The following is a 17,236-nucleotide window of genomic DNA, read 5'->3' as shown; positions in this document are numbered from 1 at the left end:
CCGAGTGGCTGGGCCCGTACGAGGTGCAGGAGTACGGCAAGTTCAGCTATGGCGCGGTACAGCTGAAGAATCCCGAGACCGGTGTCGAGCGGCGTGCGGGTTATCAGCAGGTGCGCAAAGCGTAAGCAAAACAGAGAGGAGCGACCGGCGTGGGTGGTGCAACACTCACGCCGGACCCGAACATGCAGTCCATGCCTGCAAGCCGGCCAGGGCTCCCCGCCTCGCGCGAGGCGGAATCGAGTGGCAAAAGTACACCGGCATTCGCCAGCGTGGAGAGTGGGCTATTCAGGCGGCAGAGACGCCAGCGGATGCCCAGGCAGTGACGTGGGAATCCCTTACCAACACCAACCAGGAGGACGCGTAATGTCCCAGTTTCCCGAGATCGACAAACTCAATGAGGTCGCTCGCAAGGCTCGAGACAAGTGCGAAGACAAGCTACGCGCGACGTTGCCACCGGGCACGCGAGTCGAGATCAAGTCCGGCCCCGAGTGGCTGGGCCCGTACGAGGTGCAGGAGTACGGCAAGTTCAGCTATGGCGCGGTACAGCTGAAGAATCCCGAGACCGGTGTCGAGCGGCGTGCGGGTTATCAGCAGGTTCGCAAAGCGTAAGCAAAACAGAGAGGAGCGGACGGCGTGGGTGGTGCAACACCCGCGCAAACACCATAAGTAGGGGATGAGTGTGATCTGACGAGCCCATATTCAGAGACAATGCAAATTGTGGTCTATCGGACATAGATTTAATTTGGTCGCAACTCGAGATTGACCAGTCTCATCCTTCCCTTTCCTTCAATTTTTCCGACAAAGTCGCAAAGCCAACGGCAAGGTAATTCAGGCCAAAAAAGTTAGTGGGGAACTCGTAATACATTTCGATGTTTTGATCATTAAGTTCTCGCTTCATGAATTCGTCTCTCAGCTTTGTTGCCTCGGCTTGATATTTCGAAGCGTACATCTGCTGTGTGTCTGAAGAATGCCTTGTAGCTTCTTGCGAAGACTTCTTGAAGTCTTCAAACGTAAAGTTCGGTTGAGAGCTCTTCCTGTCCTCGGTGAAGTTAAAAAGGTTCCTGGATAGTTCTTCAGATCTCCTTATAAGCTCGGCGTCTTCAAGCAAATATCCTTTTCTCTTTTTATTGAAGTCTTTAATGTGTTTTTTTATATTTCGAATGGCGTCTAAGAGATTCGATAGGCCTGTGACCACGCCAAAAAACCAGGGGATGCCAAGCAACATTGTTCCTACCCAACTCCCTTGAATCCAGTTCCATACCTCTGTTGAGTCCATGTGTCATCCTGCTTCGTTACTATGCGTTATAGTTACCATTGGTTTGATTATTTTAGACTATCGGTCAGTGCGGGGGGGGCGCAAAGAAATCGCAGTCGTCTAGGGCCAATATCCTAACAACAAGTCTAATTTTACACTACAGATCTGCCCACTGCCGGCCGATAGACAGAAAGTAGGGCATGCTGTCCTCTGCGTACTTTCCCGGCCCTAGCGGCCGGGCCTTTTTGTTCTCCGCGCGCAGTCCGAATCGGCAAATTGATTCATATCTATTTGGTGGTAGGATGGAGTCGACGCCATACCTATGCGTTCGATCTCGTTCGCCGTTCTATCCGCGTCAGCAATTCGACCCCGGCCCTCGCGCCGGGGTTTTCACGTCTTAGGTATGCAACTCTCACCACGGCTTGATCTCACCACTGATCAGGTCAACGCAACGCGGCCCCCACTCAGCGTGGACAGACGACGGGCGCCAGAACAGATACCTGATCTGAGCCCTCCCCGGGTCGATCAGTAAATGGGCATGCGTGTCGAGCGTCAGCATATCGTCGCGCGAGAGCTGGTCGATCCGGCACCGACCGCTGTAGACGAACTGGCCATGGGTGGCGTGGTACTCGATCCATTGATCGGTTGGCGGTTTGTCTTCGCTCCAGCCACGATCACGTCGATTCTGCGCCCAACGCTCAAGCGCCAATCGGTAGTTCAATCGTCGTCGCTCATCTGGCTCACCTCTCCGACGTTGCCGCACCAAGCGCAGCGCACGCCGACGTTTAGGCTGCCAGCGATTCCTCGTGCAATCTCGAACCCTGCAAGGTCGTGTGGGCCGTCGCCGATCTCTTTCGTGTGACAGCTGCCGCACTCGATTTCGATCCGATCCGAGTACGTCCGCATAAACATCAGCGCTCCCGGTTGCTGCGTCGTCGTCATGCGACCTCCCAAAAGCTGACCTAAAACCTGACCACACTATGCCTAAAACAGACTATTCAAGGACTACAGACAAGGAAAAAGCGCTCGTAAGCGCTTGATTCTATTAGGTGTTTGGTGGAGGCGGGGGGAATTGAACCCCCGTCCGCCGGCACTCGCCCATCAGCTCTACATGCTTAGTTCCGTCTTTTGATTTAACGCAGTGCACTCCGACGGGCAGGATGGCACCTTGCGATCTCTCTAAGGTTTAACGAATGTCAGGAGAGCGCTGACATCCGCGGTCCCATCAGCTTTAGCTCGTATCCCCGCCGCGATGAATGGGCACATCGCTTTGGGGCCAGGCTAACAACTAGCAGTTTTTACGCTGCCAGTGCGCCTTGAGCGTAGTTTTCGTCGTTTGCGACTATTCAATTGCAACGTTGGATTTACGAGATACGTTACACTCTCGGCATGCACCTCAGGGATTGTCACCGGCGTCGAAGCCATGTCGCCCCCGTACAACCCGTTCATTCTATCAGATGGCGACGAGCCCGCGCCATATCAAGTGCTGTCTCAAGCATTTAGCGGCGTCTCAGGCATGATCCCTCATGACCCGAGCCTTCTCGCGATTCCAGTCGCGCTCTTTCTCGGTGGCGCGCTTGTCGTGCAACTGCTTGCCACGCACCAATGCCAGCTCGCACTTGACCAGGTTCTGCTTCCAGTAGAGCTTGAGCGGCACACAGGTGTGCCCCTTCTCCTGTGTCCTGGAGAAGATCCTGGCGATCTCCTTGCGATGCAGCAGCAGCTTGCGCGTCCGGGTCGGGTCCGCGAGCACGTGGGTGCTGGCCGTATTGAGCGGCATGATGTGACTACCCAGCAGCCACGCTTCGCCGTTCTTGACCAGAATATAGGTGTCGGTCAGCTGAGCCTTGCCCGCGCGAAGACTCTTGACCTCCCAGCCGGCCAGCGACAGGCCTGCCTCGAAGGTCTCGTCGATATGATATTCGAACCGAGCCTTCTTGTTCTGGGCGATCGTGTTGCTGCTAGGCGCGTTGCCTTTTTTCTTACCCATGACACCTCTTTGCGGCGTTATCCGGTATGCCCCACTACCAATGCATTCGATGACCTGCGCGTCGTGCGCTATGTTCATCACGCCATGCGCCGAGCAAGCGCGTTGGCGAAGCATCGCGTGAAGCCTGGTTATGAGGGCAGCCGTGATACCATTCAAGCCATCTAAACGGTGCCCCATGATACGCATGTCGGGGCGATAAATCAGCGGAGACCCCTATGCCCAGCGTGAATCGGTCTGCATTCGTTCGGCATACACCGGAGCAGATGTTTGAACTGGTCAATGATTTCGAGCGTTACCCCGAATTCCTACCCGGATGTCGGCGGGCCAGCGTCGTCGAGCAGGGAGACGGCTATCTGATTGGCCGAATGACGTTGGCCAAGGGCGGCGTGGAGCAGAGCGTGACCACACGCAACGATCTCGAGCGTCCCGAGCGAATCGATCTTTCGCTTGTCGATGGCCCCTTCAAGCGACTGAGTGGACAGTGGCATTTCCGAGCGATGGGCGAAGACGCCTGCAAGATCGAGCTCGAGATGAGCTTCGAATTCAGCAACCGCTTGCTGGGCATGGCGTTCGGCCGGCTGTTCCAGCAGGTGGCGGGCCAACTGGTCGACGCCTTCACGCGCCGCGCCGATCAGGTCTACGGACGCTAGCAGCTATGCCGATGGAGTCCATTGAAGTCGCCTTCGCAACGCCCGAATACCAGACGATCGTGCGCTTGACACTCGAGCCCGGCATCAATGCCAGGCGGGCGGTCATGCTGGCGGATCTGCCGAGCCGGCACCCGGCATGGAGGGGCTTCGACTTCACGCAGGCGCCGCTGGGAATCTTTGGCGAGCGCCTGCCCTCTCCGGAGGAGTACCAGCCGGTGGCCGGCGATCGCATCGAGGTCTATCGGCCGCTGGAACTCGACCCCAAGCAGGCACGACGCGAACGGGCGGCCAACGCTTCGACGCGTTGAGCCGCCCGTTCGTCCGGTAGCGCGGGGGGTATCTCAGATACCGCTGGGGCCGATCTGTGGAACCGGCGCGCTCTCGCCGGCGCCTTCCACGGCAGGCCCTGGGCCATCGCCCTGGTTCAGCTCGACGTCCGAGTCCATGTCGCCGGATTTGGCGATGTCGACCAGCTGGTCGTCCTGGAAAGTCAGCGTCAGGCGCTTCTGCACCGTGCCGCCGTAGGCTTCGTCGAGATAGAAGACGTAATCCCACTGATCCGATGAAAAGGGCGCTTCCAGCAGCGGCGTTCCCATGATGTAGGCCACCTGTGAACGGCTCATGCCGGGATGAAGTTGGGACACCATGTCCTGGGTGATGAGATTGCCTTGCGGGATGTCCCTTTTGTAGACGCCGAAGTAGCTGCAGCCGGCGATGAGCGAGACTGCGAGGAGGAGTACGACCGTTCTGATCAGATTTTGCATTTGAGTCCGTCTTTCACTATCGTTGCGTGGATTGATCATACCCGACACGAGACGCTACTGCGAAGAGCGACCATGGCCGACGAAAACCAAGAATTGCGTAAGGCGGGGCTGAAGGTCACTCTGCCGCGCGTCAAGATTCTGCAGATCCTCGAAGCGACTCGTAAGGAAGAAGAGCTCCACATGAGCGCCGAGGACGTCTACAAGGCCTTGCTGGAGTCTGGAGAAGATGTCGGGTTGGCGACGGTCTATCGCGTATTGACTCAATTCGAAGCGGCAGGACTGGTCGTCCGCCACAACTTCGACGGTGGCCACGCGGTCTTCGAGATGTCCCAGGAAGAGCACCATGACCACATGGTGGATCTCGAGTCCGGCGAGATCGTCGAGTTCTACGACGAAGAGATCGAGCGTCGCCAGCGCGAGATCGTCGAGGAGCACGGCTACGAACTGGTCGAGCACGCGCTGGTGTTGTACGTTCGTCCCCGGGGTTCCAAGGCGACACGCCAGGATGGCATCAAGAAGTAATCTCCACGCCGCCAGTGGGAGCACGACAGAACATCAAAACGCCGACCCTTGGGTCGGCGTTTTTCGTATGTCTCCCCTCGCTGCGGCCCGACGCTCCGGTCCCTGATTCCCGTGGGACGGTCCGTATCAGTGTGCCGAGCTCTGACTGGCCGCCAGCATCTCGCGGGCATGGGCCAGCGTCCGGTTGGAGAGCTTGACGCCTCCCAGCATCCGCGCCAGCTCGCGTACCCGTCCGGCCTCGTCCAACTGGGACATCAGGGTGCGGGTCGTATCGTCGCTGGAGTGCTTCTCGATATGCAGGTGCTGGTGCGCCTGTGCGGCGACCTGGGGCAGGTGGGTCACGGTCATGACCTGGGCATCGCTGCCCAGTCGGCGCAGCAACTGCCCGACGATCTCGGCGGTAGCGCCGGAGATGCCGACGTCGACCTCGTCGAAGACCAGCGTCGCCAAGGTGCTGTGGCTCGCGGCCACGACCTGAATCGCCAGGCTGACGCGGGAGAGTTCGCCGCCCGAGGCGACCTTGGCCAGCGGGCGGGTCGGTTGGCCCGGGTTGGCGCTGATCTGGAGGCTGACCCGATCCAGCCCGTGGGGCTGGGGCGTCTCCAGCGGCGTGACCTCGACGGCGAAGCGTGCCTTGTCCATTCCCAGGAACGCCAACTGCTCCTGGACCTGTCGGGCGAAAACCTTGGCGGTGCGCTGCCGCGTTTCGCTGATCTCCCTGGCGCCGTCACGGTATTGCTGGCGCAGTTCGTCGAGCCTGGCCCTCAGCGTCTCGAGGTCGTCGTCACCGTCATCGAGCGCCTCCAGATCCTGCCGCAGCCGGCGATGCAGCTCGCTCAGCTCCTCCGGCATGACGTGATGCTTGCGCGCGATACGATGGATCTCGCCGAGCCGCTCCTCGACCCAGGCCAGCCGCTGCGGGTCGAGCTCGGTCGACTCGACGAAATGATGCAGCTCCCGGGCCGCTTCCTCGATCTGGATCTGGGCATCGTGCAGCATCACCAGCGCCTCGGAGAGGCTGCCGCGATCGCTGCCCGGTACCCGCGAGAGCCGTTGGGTCGCCTGTGAAAGCAGCGTCAATGCGCCACTCTCGTCGTGGTCGCAGCTATCCGCCGCGAACTGCGCCTCGCGCAGGCTCTCCTCGAGATGGGCCAGCGTCTCCTGCTCCTGTTCCAGGCTGGCGAGTTCGTCGGCCTGGAGATCGAGCTGATCCAGTTCCTCGACCTGATAGCGCAGCAGCTGGCGCTTGGCTTGGCGCTCCTCGTCGTTCTCGCTGCGTTCACGATACTGCCGGCGCAGCGCATGCCATTGGCGATGCAGGTCGCCAAGCTCGGCGACCGCCTTGTGATGATCGGCGGCGTCGTCGAGCAGGCGACGGTGCGTATCCTCGCTGAGCAGTGCCTGGTGCGCATGCTGGCTATGCACGTCGATCAGGCACTCACCCAGTTCACGCAGGTCGGCGATGGTACAGGGCTGGCCGTTGATCCACGCCTTGGAGCGTCCGCTGGCGGTGACGACGCGGCGAAGAAGACAGTCGTCCGTCGCGAGTTCGCGGGCGGCCAACCAGGCCTTGGCGTCTTCCCGCTCCGCGATATCGAAACGCGCGCTCAGATCGGCGCGGTCGGCGCCGTGGCGCACGCCGCCGGCATCGGCCCGCTCGCCCAGGCAGAGGCCCAGCGCGCCGAGCAGAATCGACTTGCCTGCACCGGTCTCGCCGGTGATGGCGGTCATGCCGGCCTGGAACTCCAGATCCAGCGTGTCGACGATGGCGAAGTCACGAATGGCGAGTTGGATCAGCATGCGGCCTCCCTGGGGCGATGGCGGCGATACGGTAGCGGACGATGGACGATCGACCGCACGGGACTCTGGTTGTTTATACAGTAGTCGAAAATGGCCTTCAACGGCTGTCGTGCTGGTGTGGTGGCGAAACGCTTGAGATCTGAATCGATAGCCCCATATAGGCAGACAACTTCCGACGCTTGTCGAATCCGAATCACGCTTGTCGAGTAACTGTCACAACACCTTGCCAGGAGAGATTCATGGCTAGAGATCCGCAAAACCCCGTAGACGAAGAACTCGAGCGCGCCGAACGCGACGGCGAGCCGCAGCACCAGTCCACCAACGAGGCGTTGGACGGTGATCTGGAGCAGTTCGCGGAGTCGCTCGAACACGAGGCGGATGACACCGAGGGGGAAGCCAACCCCGAGGCCGAGGTTCTGGCCGCCAGGGTCGAGGAGCTCGAGCAGGCGCTGGCGGACGCCAAGGATCAGTCGATGCGTGCCGCTGCCGAAGCGCAGAACGCGCGTCGCCGCGCCGAACAGGATGCCGACAAGGCGAAGAAGTTCGCGCTTGAGAAGTTCGTCAAGGAGCTGCTGCCGGTGGTCGATAGCCTGGAGAAAGGGCTGGAAAGCATGCAGGAGGTCGACGAAACGCACCGCGAAGGCGTCTCCATGACACTCAGGATGCAGCTCGACGCGCTGAGCAAGTTCGGTGTCGAGCAGCTCGATCCGCAGGGCGAGCCGTTCGATCCGCAGTTCCACGAAGCCATGACCATGGTTCCCAATCCGGAACTGGAACCCAATACCGTGATGGACGTCATGCAGAAGGGCTACACCCTCAACGGCCGATTGATCCGGCCGGCGATGGTCGTGGTCAGCAAGGCGGCGGGGTAAGAGGGCTGGGCGCCGCGGCCGGGCCGATACTGCAACTCACATGTCGGCTGGGACTTGAAAGGCGCTGGCCAGCCCCCACATAGCAAGCAATCGCGCAGCAAGCGCCGTCATCCAAACGAATTGAGTCGTTAACGAATAGTTAGAGGTGAGGAATTATGGGACGCATCATTGGCATCGACCTGGGTACGACCAACTCCTGTGTCGCCGTACTCGATGGTGACAAGACTCGTGTGATCGAAAACGCCGAAGGTGGCCGCACGACGCCTTCCATCATCGCTTACACCGACGACGGCGAAACGCTGGTCGGTCAGGCGGCCAAGCGTCAGGCGGTCACCAACCCGACCAACACGCTGTACGCCATCAAGCGTCTGGTCGGTCGCAAGTTCAAGGACGATGTCGTCCAGAAAGACATCAAGATGGTGCCTTACGAGATCGTCGAAGCCGACAACGGCGACGCTTGGGTCAAGGTCAACGACAACAAGTTGGCACCGCCCCAGGTCAGCGCCGAAGTACTGAAAAAGATGAAGAAGACCGCCGAGGACTATCTCGGTGAAGAAGTGACCGAAGCGGTCATCACCGTGCCGGCCTACTTCAACGACTCCCAGCGCCAGGCGACCAAGGACGCCGGCCGCATTGCCGGTCTCGAAGTCAAGCGCATCATCAACGAGCCGACCGCGGCAGCGCTGGCCTACGGCATGGACCGTTCAACCGGCGACCGCACCATCGCGGTCTACGACCTGGGCGGCGGGACCTTCGATATCTCGATCATCGAAGTGGCCGACGTCGATGGCGAGAAGCAGTTCGAGGTGCTGGCCACCAACGGTGACACCTTCCTGGGTGGCGAGGACTTCGACCTCAAGCTGATCGACTATCTCGTCCAGCAGTTCAAGAGCGACTCGGGCATCGATCTGTCCGGCGACAGTCTCGCCATGCAGCGTCTGAAGGAAGCCGCCGAGAAGGCCAAGATCGAGCTCTCTTCCGCGCAGCAGACCGAAGTCAATCTGCCCTACATCACGGCGGACAACACCGGTCCCAAGCACCTGGCGATCAAGGTCACTCGCGCCAAGCTGGAATCACTGGTCGAGGATCTGGTCCAGCGTTCGCTCGGCCCGTGCAAGACCGCCATGGAAGACGCCGGCCTCTCCAACAGCGAGATCCACGACGTGATCCTGGTCGGCGGCCAGACCCGCATGCCGATGGTGCAGCAGAAGGTCGCCGAGTTCTTCGGCAAGGAAGCGCGCAAGGACGTCAACCCGGACGAAGCCGTGGCCATGGGCGCTGCGATTCAGGGTGGTGTGCTCGGCGGTGACGTCAAGGACGTGCTGCTGCTCGACGTCACGCCGCTAACGCTGGGCATCGAGACGCTGGGTGGCGTGATGACGCCGCTGATCGAGAAGAACACCACGATCCCGACCAAGAAGACCCAGACCTTCTCCACCGCCGAAGACAACCAGACGGCCGTGACCATTCATGCGCTGCAGGGTGAGCGCAAGCAGGCCGGTCAGAACAAGTCGCTGGGTCGCTTCGACCTCGCCGACATTCCGCCGGCGCCGCGCGGCGTGCCGCAGATCGAGGTCGCCTTCGACCTGGACGCCAACGGTATCCTCCACATCACGGCCAAGGATAAGGCGACCGGCAAGGAACAGTCGATCGTGATCAAATCCTCAAGCGGTCTCTCCGACGAGGAGATCGACCAGATGGTCAAGGATGCCGAGGCCCACGAGGCTGAGGACAAGAAGTTCGAGGAGCTGGTGGCCCTGCGCAACCAGGCCGACGGCATGATTCACGCCTCGCGCAAGACGCTCGAAGAGGCCGGCGACAAGGTCGACGCCGACGAGAAGAGCAAGATCGAGACCGCCATCGGCGAGCTCGAGGAAGCGCTCAAGGGCGACGACAAGGATGCCATCCAGGCCAAGCTGGATGCCCTGACCGAAGCTTCCGGCAACCTGGCGCAGAAGATGTATGCCGAGCAGGGCGAAGGCGCCGAGGCCGAAAGCCAGCCGGCTGACGACGCCCAGGCCAGCGGCAAGAAGAAAGAGGATGACGTGGTTGACGCCGAGTTCGAAGAAGTCAACGACGATCAGAAAAAGCAATAACCACGACGTCTGACGCCGTGTGATCGGCGGTAGCGCGGGAGCCAAGACGACTCCCGCGTTGCTGTTTGCACGGCGCCGACACGGAGGCGGACTCAGTAATGTCCCAACGTGACTATTACGAAGTATTGGGCGTCGACAAGGGCGCCGACGGCAAGGACATCAAGAAAGCCTATCGTCGGCTGGCGCAGAAATACCATCCGGATCGCAATCCGGAAGATCAGCAGGCGGCGGAGAAATTCCGAGAGGTCTCCGATGCCTACGACGTGCTCTCCGACGACCAGAAACGTGCGGCTTACGACCAGTTCGGTCATGCCGGCGTCGACGGCCAGGCCGGCGGATTTGGCGGCGGCGGTTTCGGCGGTGCCGGAGCCGGCGGCTTCAGCGATATCTTCGGCGACGTCTTCGGCGATATCTTCGGGGGCGGCGGCGGCCGTCGCAATCCGAACGCGCCACAGCGTGGCAGCGACCTGCGTTACAACCTGGAACTCGATCTCGAGAATGCGGTATTCGGCACGACGGTCGATATCCGCGTACCGCGGCACGTCGAATGCGAGCACTGCGATGCCAGCGGCGCCGAGCCGGGCTCCAGCAAGGAGACCTGTCCGACCTGCCACGGTCAGGGCCAGGTGCGGATGCAGCAGGGCTTCTTTGCTGTGCAGCAGACCTGCCCGACCTGTCACGGCAGCGGCCAGAGCATCAAGGTGCCCTGCCGCAAGTGCCATGGCGAAGGTCGCGTCCGCGAGACCCGCACACTGTCGGTGAAGATTCCGGCGGGTGTCGATACCGGCGACCGCATTCGGCTCAACGCCGAGGGCGAATCCGGGCTCAACGGCGGCCCCGCAGGCGATCTCTACGTTCAGGTCGAGATCAAGCCGCACCCGATCTTCGAGCGCGACGGCCGCCATCTGCACTGCGAAGTGCCGATCAACTTCGTCGATGCGGCGCTGGGTGGCGAACTCGAGGTACCGACACTGGAAGGACGGGTCAAGCTCAAGATCCCGCCCGAGACCCAGACCGGCAAGCTGTTCCGGCTACGCGGCAAGGGCGTCAAGCCCGTGCGCGGCGGCCCGGCCGGCGATCTGCTGTGCAAGGTGGTGACCGAAACGCCGGTCAACCTCAACGAAGAGCAGAAGGATCTGCTGCGCAAGTTCCAGGACAGCCTAGGCAGCGCCAGTCGCCACTCGCCCAAGAAAGAGGGCTGGTTCGACGGCGTGAAGCGCTTCTTCGAGGATATGAAGCCCTGACATCGTCGCCGTCCCCGCTGACGAAGCCCCGCACGGTTTGCCGTGGCGGGGCTTTGTCTTTGTGGTCAGGCGCGCTACAGTCGAAGGGTTCACCTCGGAGGCGTCATCGTCATGGATCTGCTGACCTTCATCCTGGCCGCATTGGGTTTCGCCTACTTGCCTGGTCCGGCCATGCTCTACACCGCCGCACAGACACTGGGACGCGGCAAGCGTTCCGGCTGGTTCGCGGTGGCCGGCGTGCATCTTGGCTGCTACGTGCATGTGATCGCGGCGACGCTGGGGCTGGCGGCGCTATTCGCCGCCGTGCCGCCGGCCTACGTGGCGATGAAGGTAGTCGGTGGTATCTACCTGCTGTGGGCCGGGGTTCGCCTGTGGCGTCAGGGACTGGGCGAGGCGCCACAATTGGACTCGCGCGCCACGGCGCGACGGGTGCTGCGTGACAGTTTCCTGGTCGAGGTGCTCAATCCCAAGACCGCGCTGTTCTTCGTCGCCTTCCTGCCGCAGTTCGTGCAGCCCCAGGCCGATCTCGCCATGACCTGGCAACTGCTCTGCCTGGGCGTGGCCACCAACCTGATCTTCTCCTCCGCCGACGTCGTCACCGTACTACTGGCCGCACCGCTGCGACGCTGGCTCACCGCCGACCGCCGTGACGGTTCGCGCTGGTTGCAGCGGCTCGGTGGCGGCGTGCTGGGTGGTCTGGGCATCAATACCCTGGTCCACGCTAGCCGCTAGCCGCTAGCCGCTAGCCGCTAGCCGCTAGCCCGCGTCCGAGGTCTCCTCCCAGTTCTTGACCGTGGTCGACATCGACTTCAGCCGCGCGATCGCGAGGCGCGATACCGGGCTCAATTCGCCGCCATCCGTATCGGCATAGTTGATGATCTGGCGCTTCATGCTGCGTGCCCAGAATTTCTTGAGGTGCGTGGCAACCAGTTCGGCCGCCTGGGCGTCATCACCATGGTGCAGATTATTGGCGCTGATCTGATTGACCATCTTGATCAGCGGCGCGGTTGGCCCGCCATGGCCCGCATCATTCATGCTCGAATCGCTCATCTCGCGCGCTCCCTGACGTCGAAAGAGTGGCCGGCGGCACTCATTTGAGCGCCGCCTCGGCGGATTCCAGATAACGCTGCTGACGTTCGCCGAACTGTCGGAAATGCCGCTGCCAGGACGAGGGCTGGGAGACCCTTTCCACCTGTACCGCCGTCACCTTGTACTCCGGACAGTTGGTGGCCCAGTCGGAGTTGTCGGTGGTGATCACGTTGGCGCCGCTGCCCGGATGGTGGAAGGTGGTGTAGACCACGCCCGGCGCCATGCGATCGCTGACACGGCAGCGCAGCACCGTGCGCCCGACGCGGCTGCTGATGCCCAGCCAGTCGCCGTCGCGCAGGCCGCGGACCTCGGCGTCCGACGGATGGATTTCCAGCACGTCCTCGGCATGCCAGGCGCTGTTGTCGGTACGCCGGGTCTGAGCGCCGACGTTGTACTGACTGAGAATGCGTCCGGTGGTCAGCAGCAGCGGATAGCGTCGGCTGGCGCGCTCCTCGGTGGCGACATATTCGGTGATGGCGAAGTTGCCCTTGCCGATGGGGAAGTCCAGCGCGTGCATGGTCGGGGTGCCGTCGGGGAAGGCGTCGTTGCACGGCCACTGGATGCTGCCTCGCTCCTCGAGCCTGGCATAGCTGACGCCGGTGAAGGTCGGTGTCAACTGGGCGATTTCGTCCATGATCTCGGAGGGGTGGGTGTAGTGCATCGGGTAGCCCAGCGCGTTGGACAGCGCCTGGGTGACCTCCCAGTCCTCCTTGCCGGCCACCGGCGGCATCACCTTGCGCACGCGGTTGATGCGCCGCTCGGCATTGGTGAAGGTGCCGTTCTTCTCCAGGAACGTGGAGCCGGGCAGCAGCACATGGGCGTACTTGGCGGTCTCGTTGAGGAAGATGTCCTGCACGATCAGGCAGTCCAGCGCGGTCAGCGCCGCCTCGACATGCTGGGTGTTGGGATCGGACTGGGCGATGTCCTCGCCCTGGACGTAGAGCCCCTTGAAGGTGCCGGCGATGGCGGCGTCGAACATGTTGGGAATGCGCAGCCCCGGTTCATCGTCGATGGTGGTGTGCCAGAGCGTCTCGAACTTCTCGCGCACGGCGGGATCGGCGACGTGCTGGTAGCCCGGCAGTTCGTGGGGAAACGAGCCCATGTCGCAGGAGCCCTGGACGTTGTTCTGGCCGCGCAGCGGATTGACCCCGACACCCTCGCGGCCGATGTTGCCGGTGGCCATGGCGAGGTTGGCGATGCCCATCACCATGGTCGAACCCTGGCTGTGCTCGGTGACGCCCAGGCCATAGTAGATCGCCCCGTTGGCGGCGTTGGCGTAGGCGCGGGCCGCCTCGCGGACCTGCACGGCAGGCACGCCGGTCACGGTCTCGAGGGCTTCCGGGGAGTTCTGGGGTTCCTGGATGAAGTCACGCCAGCGCTGGTAGGCGTCGCTGTCGCAGCGTTTCGCGATGAAGTCGGCGTCTTCCAGCCCTTCGGTCACCACCACATGGGCCAGCGAATTCACCAGCGCCACGTTGGTACCCGGCTTGAGCGGCAGATGCAGGCTGCTGCCGCCGTGGGGCGTCTTGAGCAGATCGATCCGCCGCGGGTCGGCGACGATCAGCGTGGCGCCCTGGCGCAGGCGGCGCTTCATCTGCGAGGCGAACACCGGGTGGGCGTCGGTGGGGTTGGCCCCGATCACCAGAATGGTATCGGCCTTCATCACCGAATCGAAGGTCTGGGTGCCGGCGGACTCGCCCAGGGTGGTCTTGAGGCCGTAGCCGGTGGGCGAGTGGCACACCCGCGCACAGGTATCGGTGTTGTTGTTGCCGAAGGCGGCGCGGATCAGCTTCTGGACCAGGTAGGTCTCTTCGTTGGTGCAGCGCGACGAGGTGATGCCGCCAATGCTCTCGCGCCCGTACTTCGCCTGGGTCTCCCGAAGGCGTCGCGCGGCGAAGGCGATCGCCTCGTCCCAGGCGACGGGGCGCCACGCTTGGTCGATGCTGTCGCGGATCATCGGTTCGCGAATGCGATCCTTGTGGGTGGCGTAGCCGAAGGCGAAGCGTCCCTTGACGCAGGAGTGGCCATGGTTCGCGTCGCCACCCTTGTAGGGCACCATGCGTACCAGCTTGTCGCCCTTCATCTGCGCCTCGAAGGAGCAGCCCACGCCGCAGTAGGCGCAGGTGGTCACCACGCTGTGTTCGGGCACGCCGTGGTCGATGACGCTCTTCTCCATCAGGGTCGACGTCGGGCAGGCCTGCACGCAGGCGCCGCAGGAGACGCACTCCGAGTCCATGAACGGCTCGTTCTGGCTGGCGGCGACCTTGGAGTCGAAACCGCGCCCTTCGATGGTCAGGGCGAAGGTGCCCTGGACCTCGCCACAGGCGCGCACGCAGCGCGAGCAGACGATGCACTTGCTGGGGTCGAAGCTGAAGTAGGGGTTGGAGTCGTCGATCTCGGCATCCAGGTGATTGGCGCCGTCGAAGCCGTAGCGCACCTCGCGCAGGCCCACCGCGCCGGCCATGTCCTGCAGTTCGCAGTCGCCGTTGGCGGGGCAGGTCAGGCAGTCCAGCGGATGGTCGGAGATGTAGAGCTCCATGACGTTGCGCCGCAGCTTGGCCAGCTTGCCGTTCTGGGTGGTGACCGCCATGCCCTCGGCCACCGGCGTGGTGCAGGAGGCGGGGTAGCCGCGCCGGCCCTCGATCTCGACGGCGCACAGGCGGCAGGAGCCGAAGGCCTCGAGGTTGTCGGACGCGCACAGCTTGGGAATGGTGATGCCGGCGAGCGCTGCGGCACGCAGTACCGAGGTGCCCTCCGGTACGCTGATCTCGACGCCATCGATAGTCAGCGGAACCAGGGTTTCCGAGAGTCTTGCCGGTGTTCCCAGGTCGCGGTCGAACTGTTTCGGATCGAAATGTTGCAGCATGACTACCTCCCGCCTTCGGCTTGTCGCGGTGTCAGGTCATCGGGAAAATGCTTCATCACGCTCTGTACGGGGAACGGGGTCATGCCCCCCATGGCACAGAGCGAACCATCGACCATGGTGTCGCAGAGATCGGAGAGCAGGGCGAGGTTCTCCTCCGCCCGCTCGCCGGCGCGAATACGGTCGATCACCTCCACGCCGCGCACGGCGCCGATGCGGCACGGGGTGCACTTGCCGCAGGACTCGACGCTGCAGAACTCCATGGCGAAGCGGGCCTGATCGCCCATGTCGACGCTGTCGTCGAACATCACCACGCCGCCGTGGCCGACCACTCCCCCGAAGGCGGCGAAGCCTTCGTAGTCGATGGGGCTGTCCCACTGGCTCTGGGGCAGATAGGCGCCCAGCGGCCCGCCCACCTGCACCGCCTTGAGCGGGCGGCCGCTACGCGTGCCGCCGCCGAAGCTCTCCATCAGCTCGCGCAGGGTGGTACCGAAGGCCAGTTCCACCAGGCCGCCACGCTCGACGTTGCCGGCCAGCTGCAGCGCCAGGGTGCCGCGGGACCTGCCCATGCCGTAGTCGGCGTAGGCCTGGCCGCCCTGGTCGAGGATGAACGGCACCGCGGCCAGCGAGAGCACGTTGTTGACCACGGTGGGCTGACCGAACAGGCCCTCGATGGCGGGCAGCGGCGGCTTGGCACGAACCAGCCCGCGCTTGCCCTCCAGACTCTCCAGCAGCGAGGTCTCCTCGCCGCAGATATAGGCCCCGGCACCCAGGCGGACTTCGAGGTGGAAGGCCTGGCCGCTGTCGAGAATGTTCTCGCCCAGATAGCCGGCCGCCTCGGCGCGGGCGATCGCCTCGTCGAGCATCGCGTGGGCCAGCGGATACTCCGAGCGCAGGTAGATATAGCCCTGGGTGGCACCCACGGCGAGCCCGGCGATAGTCATGCCCTCGATCAGCATGAAAGGGTCGCACTCCATCACCAGGCGGTCGGCGAAGGTGCCGGAGTCGCCCTCGTCGGCGTTGCACACGATGTACTTCTGCGCCGCCGGGGTGTCGTGCACGGTCTGCCACTTGATACCGGTAGGGAAGGCAGCGCCGCCACGCCCGCGTAGCCCCGAGGTCTTGACCTCTTCGACGATGTCTTGCGGCGCCAGCGCCAGCGCGTGTTGCAGGCCGGCGAAGCCTTGCCGTGCGGTGTAATCCTCGAGCGACAGCGGGTCGGTGATGCCGATCCGCGAGAAAGTCAGCCGCTGCTGACGCGCCAGATAGGGGTGCGCCTCGATGTCGCCGAGGGCCAGCGCGTGTTCCTGGCGCCCCTCGAACAGCCCGGCCTCGACCAGAGCGTCGACGTCGGTGGGCGCCACCGGGCCGTAGGCCACCCGGCCCGCCGCGGTCTCGACCTCCACCAGCGGCTCCAGCCAGAACAGCCCGCGGGAACCGTTGCGCTTGAGCTGGATCGCCACGCCCAGGCGCTCGGCGGCCCGTGTCAGGCGTGCCGCCACGGCGTCGGCGCCGAGCGAGCGGGCGGTGGTGTCGCAGGGCACATAGATCGTGGTCGTCATCACTTCACCTCCACCACGGTAGCGCTGAGCTGGGCCGTCAGACGGTCGAAGCCGGCGGCGTCCATGCGGCCGTGGACCTCGTCGTCGACCCGTAGCGAGGGGCCGCAGGCGCAGTTGCCGAGGCAGTAGACCGGCTCCAGGGTGAACTCGCGATCCGCCGTGGTCTGATGATAGTCGACCCTCAGCGCGGACTTGGCATGCGCTTCCAGCGCCCGCGCGCCCACCGCCTGGCACGCCTCGGCGCGGCACACCTGGATCACGTGGCGCCCCGGCGGCTGGGTACGGAAGTGGTGATAGAAGCTGATGATGCCGTGGACTTCGGCGCGGGTATGGCGCAGCGCCTCGGCGATGATCGGGATCGCTGCCTCGGGAATGTGGCCGAAGCGGTCCTGGAGCGCGTGGAGCGTCGGTAGCATGGCGCCCGGCAACGAGCGGTGCTCGTCGACAACGGCCTGGATCTGCGCCGACGTCCAGGTGTCGGCGGCCTGCGGACTAGCGTGTGACATGGCCTGGTCGTCTCATCAAGTTG

At 63.1% G+C, this 17,236-nt stretch carries 18 protein-coding genes and 1 other RNA gene; 8 read left to right on the top strand and 11 right to left on the bottom strand.

Going from position 1 to position 17,236, the window contains the following annotated elements; genetic code table 11:
• Positions 1–363 precede the first annotated feature (363 nt).
• The gene (locus F0A16_RS11635; RefSeq protein ID WP_149435550.1) at positions 364–609 is read left to right on the top strand and encodes a hypothetical protein; all 246 of its coding nucleotides are present in this window, start codon (positions 364–366) and stop codon (positions 607–609) included.
• 160 nt (positions 610–769) lie between these two features.
• On the opposite strand, the gene F0A16_RS11630 is transcribed toward F0A16_RS11635, so the two are convergent.
• From F0A16_RS11630 to smpB, 5 genes are all read right to left on the bottom strand, one after another.
• Positions 770–1,276, bottom strand: a complete 507-nt coding sequence (locus tag F0A16_RS11630; RefSeq protein ID WP_149435549.1) for a hypothetical protein — start codon at positions 1,274–1,276, stop codon at positions 770–772.
• A gap of 391 nt (positions 1,277–1,667) precedes the next feature.
• A complete protein-coding gene (locus F0A16_RS11625) occupies positions 1,668–1,976 on the bottom strand; it encodes a hypothetical protein (RefSeq protein ID WP_149435548.1) in 309 nt (102 codons plus the stop codon).
• On the bottom strand, positions 1,973–2,197 hold the full coding sequence (locus tag F0A16_RS11620) for a hypothetical protein (protein WP_149435547.1): 225 nt from the start codon (positions 2,195–2,197) through the stop codon (positions 1,973–1,975). Before F0A16_RS11620 ends, F0A16_RS11625 begins: the two co-directional genes overlap by 4 nt.
• Positions 2,198–2,309: 112 nt before the next feature.
• Positions 2,310–2,689, bottom strand: a transfer-messenger RNA (tmRNA) gene (ssrA, locus tag F0A16_RS11615).
• Between the two features lie 76 nt (positions 2,690–2,765).
• A complete protein-coding gene (gene smpB, locus F0A16_RS11610) occupies positions 2,766–3,245 on the bottom strand; it encodes an SsrA-binding protein SmpB (protein WP_110597749.1) in 480 nt (159 codons plus the stop codon).
• A 215-nt stretch (positions 3,246–3,460) separates the two neighbouring features.
• On the opposite strand from smpB, the gene F0A16_RS11605 reads away from it, so the two are divergent.
• Both F0A16_RS11605 and F0A16_RS11600 read left to right on the top strand, forming a co-directional pair.
• Positions 3,461–3,895, top strand: coding sequence for a type II toxin-antitoxin system RatA family toxin (locus tag F0A16_RS11605; protein ID WP_149435546.1), 435 nt, complete (start codon positions 3,461–3,463; stop codon positions 3,893–3,895).
• Positions 3,896–3,906: 11 nt separating this feature from the next.
• Positions 3,907–4,203: an RnfH family protein gene (locus F0A16_RS11600; RefSeq protein WP_149435545.1), complete on the top strand. Its 297-nt coding sequence runs from the start codon at positions 3,907–3,909 to the stop codon at positions 4,201–4,203.
• A 33-nt stretch (positions 4,204–4,236) separates the two neighbouring features.
• Here the strand turns inward: F0A16_RS11600 and F0A16_RS11595 are convergent, their stop codons facing one another.
• Complete coding sequence (locus F0A16_RS11595; RefSeq protein WP_149435544.1) at positions 4,237–4,659, bottom strand: outer membrane protein assembly factor BamE; 423 nt, start codon at positions 4,657–4,659, stop codon at positions 4,237–4,239.
• A gap of 72 nt (positions 4,660–4,731) precedes the next feature.
• Here F0A16_RS11595 and fur point away from each other — a divergent pair, with 72 nt between their 5' ends.
• The gene (fur, locus tag F0A16_RS11590; protein WP_149435543.1) at positions 4,732–5,181 is read left to right on the top strand and encodes a ferric iron uptake transcriptional regulator; all 450 of its coding nucleotides are present in this window, start codon (positions 4,732–4,734) and stop codon (positions 5,179–5,181) included.
• Between the two features lie 126 nt (positions 5,182–5,307).
• Here the strand turns inward: fur and recN are convergent, their stop codons facing one another.
• Positions 5,308–6,981 carry a DNA repair protein RecN gene (recN, locus tag F0A16_RS11585; protein ID WP_149435542.1) on the bottom strand — a complete coding sequence of 558 codons (1,674 nt, stop codon included), beginning with the start codon at positions 6,979–6,981 and terminating at the stop codon, positions 5,308–5,310.
• Positions 6,982–7,220: 239 nt separating this feature from the next.
• On the opposite strand from recN, the gene grpE reads away from it, so the two are divergent.
• From grpE to F0A16_RS11565, 4 genes are all read left to right on the top strand, one after another.
• Complete coding sequence (grpE, locus tag F0A16_RS11580; RefSeq protein WP_149435541.1) at positions 7,221–7,853, top strand: nucleotide exchange factor GrpE; 633 nt, start codon at positions 7,221–7,223, stop codon at positions 7,851–7,853.
• 155 nt (positions 7,854–8,008) lie between these two features.
• A complete protein-coding gene (dnaK, locus tag F0A16_RS11575) occupies positions 8,009–9,949 on the top strand; it encodes a molecular chaperone DnaK (RefSeq protein ID WP_149435540.1) in 1,941 nt (646 codons plus the stop codon).
• A gap of 98 nt (positions 9,950–10,047) precedes the next feature.
• Positions 10,048–11,193: a molecular chaperone DnaJ gene (gene dnaJ, locus F0A16_RS11570; protein WP_149435539.1), complete on the top strand. Its 1,146-nt coding sequence runs from the start codon at positions 10,048–10,050 to the stop codon at positions 11,191–11,193.
• A 111-nt stretch (positions 11,194–11,304) separates the two neighbouring features.
• Positions 11,305–11,925 (top strand): LysE family translocator, encoded by a 621-nt coding sequence (locus F0A16_RS11565; protein ID WP_149435538.1) that lies wholly within the window; start codon positions 11,305–11,307, stop codon positions 11,923–11,925.
• A gap of 24 nt (positions 11,926–11,949) precedes the next feature.
• Here F0A16_RS11565 and F0A16_RS11560 read toward each other — a convergent pair whose 3' ends face one another.
• From F0A16_RS11560 to F0A16_RS11545, 4 genes are read right to left on the bottom strand one after another with little or no spacing between them, the layout of a single operon-like run.
• On the bottom strand, positions 11,950–12,243 hold the full coding sequence (locus F0A16_RS11560; RefSeq protein ID WP_239023802.1) for a formate dehydrogenase subunit delta: 294 nt from the start codon (positions 12,241–12,243) through the stop codon (positions 11,950–11,952).
• Positions 12,244–12,283: 40 nt separating this feature from the next.
• Complete coding sequence (gene fdhF / locus F0A16_RS11555; protein WP_149435537.1) at positions 12,284–15,148, bottom strand: formate dehydrogenase subunit alpha; 2,865 nt, start codon at positions 15,146–15,148, stop codon at positions 12,284–12,286.
• Between the two features lie 2 nt (positions 15,149–15,150).
• On the bottom strand, positions 15,151–16,707 hold the full coding sequence (locus tag F0A16_RS11550; RefSeq protein WP_149435536.1) for a formate dehydrogenase beta subunit: 1,557 nt from the start codon (positions 16,705–16,707) through the stop codon (positions 15,151–15,153).
• Positions 16,707–17,213: a formate dehydrogenase subunit gamma gene (locus tag F0A16_RS11545; RefSeq protein WP_149435535.1), complete on the bottom strand. Its 507-nt coding sequence runs from the start codon at positions 17,211–17,213 to the stop codon at positions 16,707–16,709. Before F0A16_RS11545 ends, F0A16_RS11550 begins: the two co-directional genes overlap by 1 nt.
• Positions 17,214–17,236 lie beyond the last annotated feature (23 nt).

The organism is Salinicola corii (assembly GCF_008298015.1).
Taxonomy (GTDB): domain Bacteria; phylum Pseudomonadota; class Gammaproteobacteria; order Pseudomonadales; family Halomonadaceae; genus Salinicola; species Salinicola corii.
This window is presented reverse-complemented; position numbering and strand designations above follow the sequence as displayed.